We start from the raw sequence: 13,947 nt of genomic DNA on the forward strand, positions 1-13,947 counted from the left end.
TCATGACCGTAGTCTCCCGAGGACAAATCTTGCTATTAAATGTAGTCCAACTGCCGGAAAAATCCAAGCGGTGATATTTATAGCGGGTAAAATCATGCTGGTGCCGGGCGTGAAATTGAACGTGTTGCCAAGCACACCGACGGCAATGAACGCAGTCGATAATCGATCCAGATTGTTCGCCAATAGTTTCGTACGTTCATTTTGAATTAGCGACATATTCCCCCTCCCACTAAATTTCTGTCTCGTCTACCTCACCGGCTTCACCGCCGAGAGCATCGTCACGCTCAAAGCCTGCCGCCAAACCTCGAACCCGCCCAGCGGCGCGGCGTGGCTCACGGCAAGCCGCGTCAGTTCGCCCCCAATTCGTCTCTGCCATTGAACCAGCAGCATTTCGCTCTCGATCGTCACCGCATTGGCGACGAAGCGTCCGCCGGGCTTGAGGCTTTGCCAACAGGCCTCCGCCACGCCTTCATCGGTAAATCCGCCGCCGATGAAGACCGCATCCGGCGCTTCGAGGCCTTGCAACGCGGCAGGCGCTTCGCCGCTCACAAGCTCCAGACCGGGCACGCCGAGCGCCAGCCGGTTACGCTCGATCATCGCTTGCCTGCCCTCATGCGCCTCGATGGCGATGGCGCGGCAAGATGGGTGCGCCCGCATCCATTCAATACCGATGGAGCCGCAACCGGCCCCCACATCCCAAAGCAGCGCGCGCGGCAAAGGCGCCAGCCGGGCAAGCGTTGCGGCCCGCACGTCGCGCTTGGTCAACTGGCCGTCATTCTCGAAGGCGGCATCGGGCAATCCCGCCAGAAGCGGATAGGCCGTGGCCTCCGCCCCTCCTCGACATTCGACTGCGAGAACGTTGAGATCGGCGGCGCGTTCATACGGCCAGCCACTCGCGATGCCATCAATCCGGCGTTCCCGCGGGCCGCCCAGATGTTCGAGAACAGTGATCCGGCTCATGCCAAACCCGCGCGCCTCCAGAACCCGCGCCACCTCGCCCGGCGTTCCCCCGTCATTGCTGAGGATCAACAGCCGGTTGCCGGACTGGATATGGGCATGAACGATCTCCAACGGCCTGCCATGCACGCTCAAAAGCGTCACATCCTGCAAAGCCCAGGCCATCCGCGCCGCCGCAAGCGAGAACGACGATGGAAACGGCAGGATATGCATCTCTTGCACCGGAATATGCCGCGCCAGCGTCGCGCCCATGCCGTAGAACATCGGATCGCCGCTCGCCAGCACCACGACCGCCTCGCCGCGATGCGACAGGATCATGTCGCAAGCCGCGGAAAACGGCGACGGCCACGAAATCCGCGTCCCCTTCACGCTGTCATCGAGAAAATCGAGATGTCGCCTGCCGCCGAAGATAATCTTGGCGCCGGCGAGAGCTTCACGCGCGGCGCGGCCCAAACCCTCCACGCCATCTTCCCCGATGCCGATAATCGTCAGCCATGGCGTCATGTCGCTTCCAGACCTTGCCCGTTGTTCTGTTTCGGATAGAGCATGATCCCGAAAAGTTGCAGACTTTTTGGATAAGATCATGCGGCTAAAGTTGTCATGTTGATACGGTTTGCCTGTGGCGAGGGCAAGCAGGGCGGCGTATAAAGCACTATAGTCCGTGCATCCAATATTGAGATTGAGGATAAGTCTGTGGTTTTGGCCCCCTCTCTTGCAATTTCTATGGGCTTAGCTCCGCTAAACCCAAGAAATCGCTTTCTCTCCCACAGGGGGAGAGATAGAGCCGGCATAAGCGCTTTTGCCCATCATCGGTGTCGGCAATTAGCACAAGCGATGATGCCTGCATATCTCCCCCCCTCGCGGGGGAGAAAGCGATTTCAACATCTTAGCTGGAGCGAAGCGGAAGCTAAGTGTTAGAAATCGCAAGAGAGGGGATGCGTCTTTGCTTGATATCAATGCGGTGAACCGCAACTGGCCTTAACGGAATTTCGAATGAAGAAAAGCACCGTGCGAAATATCGCGCCTATCAAAGCGGACAGTGTGGAAAGGCGGTCCGCCTGCCCCGGTCTTTTCCGCATGACGCCGGCCCGCGACGGCCGCATCTGCCGCGTCAAGCTCTCTTGCGGCCGGCTTGTCGCGCGGCAGGCGCGCGCGGTCGCCGATGTCGCGGACAGATATGGCAACGGCATCATCGAGATCACCAATCGCGCCAATCTGCAATTGCGCGGCATCGGCGAAAACGATGCCGATCATGTGATTCTGGCGCTCACCCAAGCCGGCCTCGGCCCGCTCGTCCCTGAAGGCGACGACATCCGCAATGTGATGGTCAATCCGGCCGCCGGCATCGATGATGCCCTGGCCTTCGACATCATTCCGCTTGCCGAAAGCCTGCTGGAAACGCTGCAGACGACGCCGGCCTATCACGCGCTATCGCCGAAATTCTCAATCCTTCTCGACGGCGGCGAGGCCTGTGCTGTTGCCCGGCACACCAGCGATATCTGGCTTGCCGCAACGCAGAATGGCAAACACTTCGCCTTCGGCCTTGCCTCCTGCCCCCCGGTTGAGGCAGACGACGCGCCCGCCCTCGGCATGGTCGCAGCCGAAAATACCGCCGCGCTCGTCACCGGTCTGCTCGATCTTTTCCTGGAATTGAGCACAGAGCGCCCCGGTGTCGTTCGCATGAAGCATCTTCTCACTGAAATGCCGGCATCAGACATTCTCGAAAGGCTCCGCTCCCGCCTTCCCTTCCCAATAGAACAGGCGTTCGCTTGGCGCCGTCCCGCGCCACACCCCTTCGCGCATCTGGGCGTTCATCAACAGCGACAGCAAGGCCTCGCCTATGCCGGTGCGGCCACACCTCTCGGACGGCTCATGCCACAGGACTTGCGGGCGCTGGCCGACCTCGCGGTGCAAGTCAATGACGGGCATATCCGCCTGACGCCATGGCAAAGCGTGCTTCTGCCTGACCTCACCGCCAACCGCGCCGACGATATCCTTGAGCGCATGAACGCCATCGGCCTCGCCAGCGATCCTGCCGAACCCCTCGCCTCGATGATCGCCTGTTCCGGCTCGAATGGCTGCGCCGCAGCGCTCGCCGACACGCAAACCGATGGCGTAAAACTGGCGCAATTGCTGAAAAACGCCGAAGCGGTGCCGGTTCACCTGACCGGTTGCGCCAAATCCTGCGCCTCCATCCGCCCGGCCCCGGCCACGCTCGTCGCCGTGGAACCTGGACGTTACGATCTCTTTTTGCGCGCCACGGCTGGACCATCGCGCTTCGGAAGGCTATTGGCGGCGAACATCACAATCGAGGAAGCGGCGCGCCTGCTCAACGGACGCGTATCGTCTTCCTGATATAAAGAGTTCGTTTTGGAAATGGATCAGGCCGAGCCGAAAATGGTGATTTGCGAGCACCGGAGCACAGGAAATCGCCATTTGCAGGCCGGCATCAGCCATTTCTATACGAACGAGCGGGGAGCGCCCAATGCTTGACTATATCAAAGACGGCCAGCAGATCTATGACCGTTCCTTCTCCATCATCCGCGCCGAAGCGGATCTGGACCGCATTCCGGCGGATTTGGAGAAGCTTGCCGTGCGTGTCGCCCATGCCAGCGGCATGGTGGACGTGATCGGCGATCTCGCCTTTTCGCAAGATGCCGGCGAAGCAGGCCGGAAGGCGCTCGCAGCCGGTGCGCCGATCCTCTGCGACGCCCGCATGGTGGCCGAGGGCGTCACCCGCGCGCGCCTGCCCGCCAATAACGAAGTGATCTGCACGCTTTCCGACGCTTCCGTGCCGCAACTGGCGAAAGAGCTCGGCAACACCCGCTCCGCCGCAGCGCTCGAACTGTGGCGACCGCATCTGGCTGGCAGCGTCGTCGCCATCGGCAATGCGCCGACGGCGCTGTTCCGGCTGCTCGAAATGCTCGATGAAGGCGCGCCGAAACCGGCATTGATCCTCGGTTTTCCCGTCGGATTCGTAGGTGCTGCGGAATCGAAGGATGCGCTGGCCGAAAACAGCCGTGGCGTTCCCTTTGTCGTCGTTCGCGGGCGGCGTGGCGGCAGCGCCATGGCTGCGGCTGCGGTCAATGCATTGGCCACGGAGCGCGAATGATGGTCGCTCCCGGACGGCTTTTCGGCCTGGGCGTCGGTCCCGGCGACCCCGAACTCATCACATTGAAGGCGCTGAAACGCCTCAAGGCCGCGCCCGTGGTTGCCTACCACGCAGCCAAGGGCAAGAAGGGCAACGCGCTTTCTATCGTCGAGGAATATCTTTCGCCAGAGCAGATTCTGGTGCCGCTGGTTTACCCCGTGACGACGGAGAAGCTGCCGGCACATATGAATTACGAAGCGATCGTCAGCGATTTCTATGCCGAAATCACCGGCACGCTTGCCGCTCATCTGGATAGCGGCCGCGATGTGGCAGTGATCGCGGAAGGCGATCCGCTTTTCTACGGCTCCTTCATGTATATCCACGACCGGCTGGCGCATCGCTATGAAACCGAAGTGGTGCCCGGCGTCTGTTCGTTTCTCGGCGCAGCCAGCGTCCTCGGCGCGCCTGTCGCCTATCGCAATCAGACGCTGACCATCCTCTCGGGCGTTCTGGACGCCGGCGAGTTGAAGCGGCGGCTTGCCGATACGCAGGCCGCCGTGATCATGAAGCTTGGCCAAAATTTCGGTAAGGTGCGCGGCGTTCTGGAAGAACTGGGCCTGATGGACCGCGCGCTCTATGTCGAGCGGGCCACCATGGCCGCGCAGCGAATCCTGCCGCTGACCGAGGTAGACCCTGAGAAATCGCCCTATTTCTCGCTGATTCTCGTGCCCGGCCAGAAGTGGAAAGGCTGATGCACAGCGAAGAGATCGCCCGCCCCGCTATTCTGATGCTCGGCGAAAACAGCCTTGAAACCGCCGAGCGGATCAGAACCGCCTTGGGCGAAGCGGATATTTTCGGGCTTCAGACGCGTGTCGAAACGGCGGATATCCCGTTTTCGGATTTCGGCGGCACACTGCGCGAACTCTACGAAGCCGGGCGGCCGATCATCGCCATCTGCGCCGCCGGTATCGTCATACGGGCGCTGGCAAGGCTCCTGGAGGACAAACGGGCGGAACCGCCTGTTCTGGCCGTCGCGGAAGACGGCAGCGCCGTAGTGCCGCTTCTGGGCGGTTTGAGCGGCGTCAATGATCTGGCGCGGCGCATCGCCGCCGCACTCGACGTCGCCCCCGCCATCACCACGACGGGGGAATTGCGCTTCGGCACCAATCTGCTGCACCCGCCGGCGGGCTATACGCTCGCCAATCCCCAGGCCGGCAAAAAATTCATCGCCGATCTTCTGGCAGGCGAGAAGGTAAGGCTTTCGGGCACGGCACCCTGGCTGTCGGATACGCGCCTGCCGATCGATCCCGCAGGCAGGCTGACGATCACCATCACCCCGGAAAATCGCCAGCCGAAAGCGGGCGAACTTCTCTACCATCCGCGCAATATTGCCATTGCGATCGCGATTCCCGGGCAAAAAATGGCCAATGACAACGATGCCATTTTCAATGACATCGATATCATTTTGGACAAATCAGGCATTTCTCGCGATGCAATTGCCCTTTTTCTGGCCCTTGAGAGGGATATCGCAACACCGCAAATCCATGCCGCCGCCGCAAAATTCAATGCGCCGCTGCGCTTCGTGAAAGACGCTGGTTCCACCGAGGCGCTCGCCCGCCTTGCCGTGGAGAAACCGGTAAAGCTCATTACCCATTCCGGCCTCGCCCTCGCCGTCGCCGAAACCCCAGCCGATCTGGTCCAGGCCGGCCGCAAGCGTGGACGGCTTGCCGTTGTCGGTCTCGGCCCGGGCGATTCCGCCCTGATGGCGCCCGCCGTCCGGCAGGAGTTGCAGCGCGCCGAGGATATCCTGGGCTACGAGACCTATGTGCGCATGGCAGGCCCCTTCAGGCCGGATCAGGTGCGGCACATGACCGACAACCGCGAGGAGATGCAGCGCGCCCGCCATGCTTTCGCATTGGCGGCGACCGGCCGGTCGGTCGCCATGGTTTCGTCGGGCGATCCCGGCATCTTCGCCATGGCGGCGGCGATCCTGGAAGCGCTGCATCTGTCCGACGATCCCGCCTGGCATGGCGTCGAACTGGTGATCCTTCCCGGCATCTCGGCGGCAATGGCCGCGGCAGCCCGCATCGGCGCGCCGCTCGGCCATGATTTCTGCATCCTGTCGCTTTCCGACAATCTGAAGCCCTGGGCCGTCATCGAGCAGCGGCTCGACCATGCGGCGCGCGCCGATCTCGCCATGGCATTCTACAATCCGATTTCCAAAGCCCGCCCCTGGCAGCTCGGCCAGGCGCTCGACATCATCCGCAGGCATCGCCAGCCGCAAACACCCGTCGTGCTCGGCCGCGATGTCGGCAGGCCGGCGGAAAAGGTTTTGGTCACGAGCCTGGGCGAACTAACGCCCGATCAGGTCGACATGCGCACCGTCGTCATCATCGGCTCGTCGACGACACAGCGCTTCGAGAGGAACGACGGAAGCGAATGGGTCTATACGCCGCGCTGGTATGGCGAAGGTCGCCCGTCGTCCTGAAAGCGAGCGTTTACTTTCGGATGGAAACGATGATTTCCGCCGTAGCGGCCGCGGCATCGCTGAGGCATGGCAATTGTGACAAGCACAGGCCCGGGCACAGGAATGACTATTGTCAACCAATCGCGGGCGTTTTCAACCCGCAGAACGATAGCTTATAGGAACGAAACTCCCCATCTCCGTCATTCCTGTGCTCGTCACAGGAATCCATGCCTCGCCATCTCCACAGTTCCGGCGGTGCAGAATGGTGTAAGGGTCGACGATTCCATCAAAACAGGAACCGTTCTAGCTGCTCTTTTTCTTCCTTTTCGCAGCCGGTTTGGCCGACTCCGCCGCCTCGCGCTTGCGGGCCGCTTCGTCTGCCGCCGCCTGGTCGGCGCTCTTCGGCGATGTATCGACAACCGAACGCACGGTTCCGCTCGAGCTGACCGTGCAAAGCGCATCGCGCAGATCGACCCTCAGCACGACCGCCGTATTAGCGCCGGCAGGGCGCGAATCGACCGCCGAGATGACGCTTTCCGGCAGGAAATATTTATCGGCCGCAGCCGAGATGCAGGGACGGGCAAGCTCCGGATCCACCTGCGAGCGCATCGACTGCGGCAGAATCCGCGGCAACGGATTGATCGACGGCCGGGAAGAAGGCTCTCCCGAAGTAATCGCACAGGCTGCAAGCGGTGCCAGCATTGTTAACAGGAGAATACGTGTCCCGGTCTGGACGCAAGCGCGCATGGCGTAAACCTCATAAGCGATGGGAACTGATATAGCCCGGAAACTATTCGGTTTTGCCCAATTGTCGAGTGGCACGGACGCCACAGCAACAGAATTTCGAATCACTCCACAACCTATTTCGGCCTGTTTCAGCCAGTTTCGGCCCTATTTCGGCTTCGCAGCGAGCATCCAGTTGATCGCGCCGCGCCAGTCGGTCATGCGGATCGGCGTCCCGTGGTTTCCCGTCTCGAACCTGTGGAAGCGGACGGGATAACCGGGCGCGGCCTTGGCAATGGCGCGGTAGAAAGCCTCCTGCTTTTCGACCGGGAAGACCGGATCGCGGCTGCCATGGCCGAAGAACACGGGAATACGCCGCTTGAAGGCAGGCGAAGACAGGAAATCCTGGTCCCATAGCGAACCGAGAATGACGAGGCCGGAAAGGGTCTGCGCCGTCCGGGGGTCGCTGGCGAGACGCCAGCACAGCGTCCCACCCGCCGAGCCACAGGCCACGATGAGCGGCGCATGCGGTGATGATGCTTTCGCCGCCGCGATCAATCCGGCGATCTCCGCCTCTCCTCTATCAGAGAAATCGCTGAAATCGGGCGAGAGATAGAGCCCGCCATTGCGCACCATCAGATTTTTCAGCCGGTTGAAATTACCGCCGAACGTATAGTCGTTCATGCCCTGAAGCCGGTTGCCGCCCTGCCCGTGCAGATAGATGACGATGACGGAGGCATTGCCCGCAATGTTGCCCACGGCGAGCGTCTTCACCGGTCCGGCTGGCGTCGTGACGGTCAGATCCTTTTGCGAGCGCCGGGGCTTGAGCGAGACATAGGCGTCTTTGACACGCCGCTCCGGCGTCGCATCGCGTCCGTTTATGTCGCGCATCTCGGAATAGTCGATGACGAGATAATCGCCATTATCGGCCGTCTTCAGAATGCCGGGATAGGCGAAATAATCATCCTTATAGGGAGCGAGCTCCGCATGCGCGGCGGCGACCGGCAGGATCAGGAGGCATAGCGCTGCCAGAAATGAAGCCTTCGATCCAATCCTCATCCGTCTCCCCAGTCCAGTGCTATCGCATATAATGGAACCGTGCCCCTCACCCTCTCCCCGAAAGCGGGCGAAGACAAGCCTGTACCGCCGGTGCGGTGGAAAGGGCGAGGCATGGTTTCCTGTGACAAGCACAGGAACCCTGCCTCAACGCCGCCATCGCGGCTTGGGTAAAAATGAAAATGCCGTATTGATATGACGGGAGTCACTGCTTCCGTCTGAAAGTGAAAGCCTCCGATGCGATGCATCTCAACGGCGCCCACTTTTCCCTGGTACCGCTCACAAATCCAGCCCGTGATAACGCCGGTTCAAATAAACCAGCGCCTGATCCTGCTCGCCCATCCTGAGATCGGCAACCTCACCGAACAGCACATGATGCGTTGCGTGGTCCTGCCAGCTTACGATGCGGCAGTCGAAGATAGCGAGCGCATCGGAAAGAACCGGCGACCCCGTCTGCAGTGTTTCCCATTCGCCGAGCGCGAAGCGTTCATCCTGCGACAGCGCCAGCCGCCCCGAAAATGCTTCCGAGAGCGGCCGATGCCGTGAGGCCAGCGTGTTGAGCGCAAAGACGCCGTTTTCGATGAAAAGCCTGTTTTGTTCATGCTCGCGCAGAAGACAGATCAGCACCGTGGCCGGATCGTCGGAAACCGAGCAGGTGGCCGAGATCGTTACGCCGCGCCGCCCGGCTGGCCCGTCCGTCGTCGCCACATGCACGGCGCCGGCGAAATGACTCATGGCGTTGCGATAGGAAAGCGGATCGATAACAGGCGTCTTCTGCGTATTGTCCTTCACGTAAAGCACGTTTTCACTTTCATGGTGTTTGGGCATAGTGTTTGGGCATATATGTTCATTGCTGCCCCGAACATAAGCGTTTGCGGCCGTTTGTACATGCATCCCGACGCCGAATAGATACTGAATGGTTAGAGCGGCATTGCACAGTCGAACGGAAACCGCTACCCCGCTTACATAGTCATTTTCAGGGACCGACAAAGCTGAATGAAGCTATTATCGCTTCTCCAAACGATGTTTATGAGCCTCGCTTTGTCGTTTCCGGCGGCGAGTTCCGCTGCGTCAGCCGATATGCGCATCGGCGTCGCGGCACCGCTCTCCGGCTCATTCGCGCTTTTGGGACACCAATTGACCGATGGCGCGCATATCGCGACGACGATGGCGCCTGCCGGGAAAGCGGCCACTCCCATCATCGTTGATGACAAATGTTCGGCGGAGGGCGGGGCCGCCGCCGCAGAGACATTCATCAAGGCAGGGGTCCGGATCGCCACCGGCTTTCTCTGCATCGAAGCACTGGAGGCAGCCCTGCCGCTCCTTGCCGAAAAGAACATACCGGTGCTCACGCCGGGCATCCGCGAGCGTGGCCTCACCGAAAGGCGGGCGAAGGAACCTCTGCCGGTGTTTCGTCTCATTCCGCCGAGCCACAGGGAAGCCGCCGCGGCTGGTGAAATCCTTGGCCGGTTGTGGCGCGACAAGCCGTTCGCCATCATCGACGATGGCACGATCCGCGGCCGCGAACTGGCGCTGGGCGTGCGCATCGCCCTGGAGGAGAAAGGACTGAAGCCGGTCTTTACCGATACCTATCGGCCAGGTCTTGAAAACCAGAGCGCGCTGGTCTCACGGCTGCGCCGCGCCGGCGCCACGCAGGTTTTCATCGGCGGCGAGCGCGATGACGCGGCGGCGGTCGCCAGCGCTGCCGCCGAGCTCGATTATCCGCTTGAGATCGCCGGCGACGAAGCGCTGATGGCCGCACCTGGCGCCACCGATCTCGCACCAGGCACGCTGATGATCGCCACGCCCGAGGCCGAAACGCTTCCCTCGGCAGCCCCCGCCGTGGCGGCGATCCACTCTACCGGAAAACCGGCCGAAGGCTATGCCGTACCGGGATATGCAATGCTGCAGATCGCCATGCAGGCCGTAACGGCGGCCGAGGCCGAAAAGCAGCCGGTGCTCACCGTGTTGCGCAGCAGCAGGACATTCGACACCGCGCTCGGCGCCATAAGCTTCGATGAAAAGGGCGAGCGGAGCGATAATCCCTACCGGCTGCTGCGCTATGACGGCAGCCATTTCGTACCCGAGGCCAAGTGATGGCGCTCAGGCAGGGACCACGCAATCTCCTGACCGATGTGGGTGGCCTGCGTGTCGGCAATGCCGGGGACGCGCGCATAAAGAGCGGCGTTACCGCCATCCTCTGCGACAGGCCCGCCACCGCCGCCGTGCAGGTTCTGGGTGGCGCGCCCGGCACCCGCGAGACCGATCTCCTGGAGCCGCAGAATACCGTCGAGACGGTCAATGCGCTGGTCCTGTCGGGCGGTTCGGCCTTCGGCCTCGATGCGGCGTCCGGCGTGCAGGCGGCATTGCGTGAACGCGGCATCGGCTTCGAAGTCGGCGGGCATCATATTCCCATCGTGCCCGCAGCCATTCTCTTCGACCTGAGGAATGGCGGGGCCAAGGATTGGGGCCGCTATCCGCCCTATCGCGAACTCGGCTATGAAGCCGTCCAGAACGCCGCGCAGGATTTTGCCATCGGCACGGCGGGCGCCGGCACCGGCGCGCTCGTCAGCGGGTTGAAAGGCGGGCTCGGCTCCGCCTCGATCATTCTCGAAAACGGCATGACCATCGGCGCGCTTGCCGCCGTCAACGCCATCGGCTCGGTAACGCTCGGCAAAAGCCGCCATTTCTGGGCCGCACCCTTCGAGATCGACGCCGAATTCGGCGGTCTCGGCCTGCCGCATCCCCTGCCCGCGGATGCGGTTGACGTCGCGCTCAAATTCCGCGATGCCGCTCCCGTTGAAAACACCACCATCGCCGTCATCGCCACCGACGCCGTTTTGACCAAGGCGCAGGCAAAACGCTTGGCCGTTGCCGCCCATGACGGCTTTGCCCGCGCCATCTGGCCCTCACACACGCCCTTCGATGGCGATCTGGTCTTCGCTCTGGCAACGGGGACAAGCGGCACGGTGCCGCAACCGGGTGATTTCGTCGATCTCTGTGCAGCCGCCGCCTCGACCATGGCCCGCGCCATCGCGCGCGGCGTCCATGCGGCAGAACCCGCTGCGCACGATCCGTTCCCCGTCTGGAAAAGCCGGGAATAAGGCTTCCACCCGTCGCCTCCCCGTGCTAACCGCGCTTGAATTATCTGGGAGACCGCCATGCCCCGTCCGCTCGTCATTTCCCCTTCCATCCTGGCTTCCGATTTCTCGAAGCTCGGCCAGGAAGTCCGCGATGTCCTCGATGCAGGCGCGGACTGGATCCATATCGACGTCATGGACGGGCATTTCGTGCCCAACATCACCTTCGGCCCGGAGGTGGTGAAGGCGATAAGGCCGCTCACCACGGCTGTTTTCGACACGCATCTGATGATCGCGCCCTGCGATCCCTATCTCGAAGCCTTCGCCAAGGCGGGCTCCGACATCATCACCATCCACGCCGAGGCGGGCCCGCATCTGCACCGCTCGCTGCAGACGATCCGCGCACTCGGCAAGAAGGCCGGCGTCGCCCTCAACCCGGCAACGCCTGAATCGGCCATCGAATATGTGCTCGACGATATCGACCTGATCCTCGTGATGACCGTCAATCCGGGCTTCGGCGGGCAGAAATTCATCCCCGCGACGCTGGAAAAGATCCGCCGCCTCAAGGCGATGGTCGGTGATCGCCCCATCGACATCGAAGTGGATGGCGGCATCACTGCTGAAACGGCTGGCGAAGTCGTCAAGGCCGGCGCCAACGCCGTTGTCGCCGGCTCCGCCATCTACAAGGGCGGCGCCATCGAGAGCTACCGCGCCAATATCAACGCCATCCGCAAGGCGGCACTGGGGAAGAAGGAACGGTGATGTTGCGAAACGTCCCCCTCTCTTGCAATTTCTAACACTTAGCCTCCACTTCGCTTCGCTCCGTTCGGGCTAAGATGTTGAAATCGCTTTCTCTCCCGCAAGGGGAGAGATAGAAGCTGCCCCATCTTTCCTGCCAATCGCAGACGTTGGCGATTGGCAAAAGCGTTCGTGCCGCTATCTCTCCCCTTGCGGGAGAGAAAGCAAATTCTTGGACTTGGGCCTTCCCAAGTCCTTAGAATTTGCAAGAGAGGGGAAGTTGCAGCGCGATAAACGCAACACTGTTGCGAAAACCACAACATCTCTGTAGACCGCCAGCATCAGTTTCCAACATCGCCCGTCAGCCTCTCACCCGGGCTGCGTCAACAGGATGAACATATGATCCCGCGCTATTCGCGGCCGGAAATGGTCGCCATCTGGTCCCCCGAAACGAAATTCCGCATCTGGTTCGAGATCGAGGCCCATGCCTGCGATGCGCTTGCCGAGCTCGGCGTCATTCCCCGGCAGGCGGCGAAGACGATATGGGAAAAAGGCGGCAACGCGATATTCAATATCGACCGCATCGACGAGATCGAGCGCGAGACCAAGCATGACGTCATCGCCTTCCTGACCCATCTGGCCGAATTCGTCGGGCCGGATGCGCGCTTCGTGCATCAAGGCATGACCTCGTCCGACGTGCTCGACACGACGTTCAACGTCCAACTCGTCCGCGCCGCCGACATCCTCATCGCCGATCTCGACCGTGTGCTTGCCGCGCTCAAGACACGCGCTTTCGAGCACAAGGACACGGTGCGCATCGGCCGCAGCCACGGCATCCATGCCGAGCCAACCACGATGGGTCTCACCTTTGCGCGCTTCTATGCCGAGATGGAGCGCAACCGCGCCCGCCTTATCGCCGCGCGCGCCGAGATCGCCACCGGCGCCATATCCGGCGCGGTCGGCACCTTCGCCAATATCGATCCGCGCGTCGAGGAACATGTCTGCGCCAAGCTCGGCCTGGAGCCGGAGCCGGTTTCCACGCAAATCATTCCGCGCGACCGTCACGCCATGTTCTTCGCCACGCTCGGCGTCATCGCCTCGTCGATCGAAAACGTCGCCATCGAAATCCGCCACATGCAGCGCACCGAGGTGCTGGAGGCGGAAGAATTCTTCTCGCCGGGCCAGAAGGGCTCGTCGGCCATGCCGCACAAGCGCAACCCGGTCCTGACCGAAAACCTGACCGGCCTTGCCCGCCTGGTGCGCATGTCGGTCACCCCGGCAATGGAGAATGTCGCTCTCTGGCACGAGCGCGACATCTCGCATTCGAGCGTCGAACGCGCCATCGGACCGGACACGACCATCACCCTCGACTTCGCGCTCAACCGTCTCGCCGGCGTGATCGAGAAGCTGGTGATCTATCCCGACAACATGCTGAAGAACATGAACAAGTTCCGCGGCCTCATCCATTCGCAGCGCGTCCTGCTCGCCCTGACGCAGGCAGGCGTGAGCCGCGAGGATGCCTATCGCCTCGTCCAGCGCAATGCCATGAAGGTGTGGGAGCAGGGCAAGGATTTCCTCGAGGAACTGCTCGCCGACCAGGATGTCCGCGCCGCGCTCCCGGAAGCACAGCTCCGCGAGAAGTTTGATCTCGGCTATCACACCAAGCATGTCGACACGATTTTCCGGCGGGTGTTCGGGAAGTAGGCCTTGAACGCCGGCAGGATAACGCTCCTCGTCCGCCGTCATTCTCGGGCTTGTCCCGAGAATCTGCGACAATGAAAAGAACAGAAATTGCCGGTTCTAACAGATCATGCCGTTGTAGATTCTCGGGACAA

12 protein-coding genes are annotated in these 13,947 nt (G+C 61.7%); 8 read left to right on the top strand and 4 right to left on the bottom strand.

The window, feature by feature from the left end:
- Window positions 1-246 precede the first annotated feature (246 nt).
- Complete coding sequence (gene cbiE / locus C5748_RS23485) at window positions 247-1,461, bottom strand: precorrin-6y C5,15-methyltransferase (decarboxylating) subunit CbiE (protein WP_105744881.1); 1,215 nt, start codon at window positions 1,459-1,461, stop codon at window positions 247-249.
- A gap of 489 nt (window positions 1,462-1,950) precedes the next feature.
- Here cbiE and cobG point away from each other — a divergent pair, with 489 nt between their 5' ends.
- From cobG to cobJ, 4 genes are all read left to right on the top strand, one after another.
- On the top strand, window positions 1,951-3,312 hold the full coding sequence (cobG, locus tag C5748_RS23490; protein ID WP_105744883.1) for a precorrin-3B synthase: 1,362 nt from the start codon (window positions 1,951-1,953) through the stop codon (window positions 3,310-3,312).
- Between the two features lie 130 nt (window positions 3,313-3,442).
- Window positions 3,443-4,069, top strand: a complete 627-nt coding sequence (locus C5748_RS23495) for a precorrin-8X methylmutase (RefSeq protein WP_105744885.1) — start codon at window positions 3,443-3,445, stop codon at window positions 4,067-4,069.
- Window positions 4,069-4,800, top strand: a complete 732-nt coding sequence (locus C5748_RS23500; protein WP_105744887.1) for a precorrin-2 C(20)-methyltransferase — start codon at window positions 4,069-4,071, stop codon at window positions 4,798-4,800. Before C5748_RS23495 ends, C5748_RS23500 begins: the two co-directional genes overlap by 1 nt.
- A complete protein-coding gene (gene cobJ, locus C5748_RS23505; protein WP_105744889.1) occupies window positions 4,800-6,536 on the top strand; it encodes a precorrin-3B C(17)-methyltransferase in 1,737 nt (578 codons plus the stop codon). The genes C5748_RS23500 and cobJ overlap by 1 nt, the downstream gene beginning before the upstream one ends.
- Before the next feature lie 282 nt (window positions 6,537-6,818).
- Here the strand turns inward: cobJ and C5748_RS23510 are convergent, their stop codons facing one another.
- From C5748_RS23510 to C5748_RS23520, 3 genes are all read right to left on the bottom strand, one after another.
- Window positions 6,819-7,262, bottom strand: coding sequence for a hypothetical protein (locus C5748_RS23510; RefSeq protein ID WP_105744891.1), 444 nt, complete (start codon window positions 7,260-7,262; stop codon window positions 6,819-6,821).
- Window positions 7,263-7,406: 144 nt separating this feature from the next.
- Window positions 7,407-8,309, bottom strand: coding sequence for an alpha/beta hydrolase (locus C5748_RS23515; protein ID WP_425350296.1), 903 nt, complete (start codon window positions 8,307-8,309; stop codon window positions 7,407-7,409).
- A 264-nt stretch (window positions 8,310-8,573) separates the two neighbouring features.
- Window positions 8,574-9,122, bottom strand: a complete 549-nt coding sequence (locus tag C5748_RS23520; protein ID WP_105744895.1) for a flavin reductase family protein — start codon at window positions 9,120-9,122, stop codon at window positions 8,574-8,576.
- A 195-nt stretch (window positions 9,123-9,317) separates the two neighbouring features.
- On the opposite strand from C5748_RS23520, the gene C5748_RS23525 reads away from it, so the two are divergent.
- The 4 genes from C5748_RS23525 to purB all read left to right on the top strand — a co-directional run bounded on the left by C5748_RS23525 (window position 9,318) and on the right by purB (window position 13,816).
- Window positions 9,318-10,391, top strand: a complete 1,074-nt coding sequence (locus C5748_RS23525) for an ABC transporter substrate-binding protein (RefSeq protein WP_425350297.1) — start codon at window positions 9,318-9,320, stop codon at window positions 10,389-10,391.
- Window positions 10,391-11,398, top strand: a complete 1,008-nt coding sequence (locus tag C5748_RS23530; RefSeq protein ID WP_105744898.1) for a P1 family peptidase — start codon at window positions 10,391-10,393, stop codon at window positions 11,396-11,398. Before C5748_RS23525 ends, C5748_RS23530 begins: the two co-directional genes overlap by 1 nt.
- 57 nt (window positions 11,399-11,455) lie before the next feature.
- Window positions 11,456-12,136, top strand: coding sequence for a ribulose-phosphate 3-epimerase (rpe, locus tag C5748_RS23535; RefSeq protein ID WP_105744900.1), 681 nt, complete (start codon window positions 11,456-11,458; stop codon window positions 12,134-12,136).
- Window positions 12,137-12,511: 375 nt separating this feature from the next.
- Entirely contained in the window at window positions 12,512-13,816 is a 1,305-nt protein-coding gene (gene purB, locus C5748_RS23540; protein ID WP_105744902.1) for an adenylosuccinate lyase, read from the top strand.
- The last annotated feature ends 131 nt before the right edge of the window (window positions 13,817-13,947 follow it).

Origin of the sequence: Phyllobacterium phragmitis (assembly GCF_002980495.1) — a bacterium.
GTDB lineage: Bacteria > Pseudomonadota > Alphaproteobacteria > Rhizobiales > Rhizobiaceae > Paramesorhizobium > Paramesorhizobium phragmitis.

Coding starts and splice junctions, on each gene's coding strand:
- cbiE (WP_105744881.1), bottom strand. CDS start 1,461: ATGACGCCATGGCTGACGATTATCGGCATCGGGGAAGATGGCGTGGAG.
- cobG (WP_105744883.1), top strand. CDS start 1,951: ATGAAGAAAAGCACCGTGCGAAATATCGCGCCTATCAAAGCGGACAGT.
- C5748_RS23495 (WP_105744885.1), top strand. CDS start 3,443: ATGCTTGACTATATCAAAGACGGCCAGCAGATCTATGACCGTTCCTTC.
- C5748_RS23500 (WP_105744887.1), top strand. CDS start 4,069: ATGGTCGCTCCCGGACGGCTTTTCGGCCTGGGCGTCGGTCCCGGCGAC.
- cobJ (WP_105744889.1), top strand. CDS start 4,800: ATGCACAGCGAAGAGATCGCCCGCCCCGCTATTCTGATGCTCGGCGAA.
- C5748_RS23510 (WP_105744891.1), bottom strand. CDS start 7,262: ATGCGCGCTTGCGTCCAGACCGGGACACGTATTCTCCTGTTAACAATG.
- C5748_RS23520 (WP_105744895.1), bottom strand. CDS start 9,122: ATGCCCAAACACCATGAAAGTGAAAACGTGCTTTACGTGAAGGACAAT.
- C5748_RS23525 (WP_425350297.1), top strand. CDS start 9,318: ATGTTTATGAGCCTCGCTTTGTCGTTTCCGGCGGCGAGTTCCGCTGCG.
- C5748_RS23530 (WP_105744898.1), top strand. CDS start 10,391: ATGGCGCTCAGGCAGGGACCACGCAATCTCCTGACCGATGTGGGTGGC.
- rpe (WP_105744900.1), top strand. CDS start 11,456: ATGCCCCGTCCGCTCGTCATTTCCCCTTCCATCCTGGCTTCCGATTTC.
- purB (WP_105744902.1), top strand. CDS start 12,512: ATGATCCCGCGCTATTCGCGGCCGGAAATGGTCGCCATCTGGTCCCCC.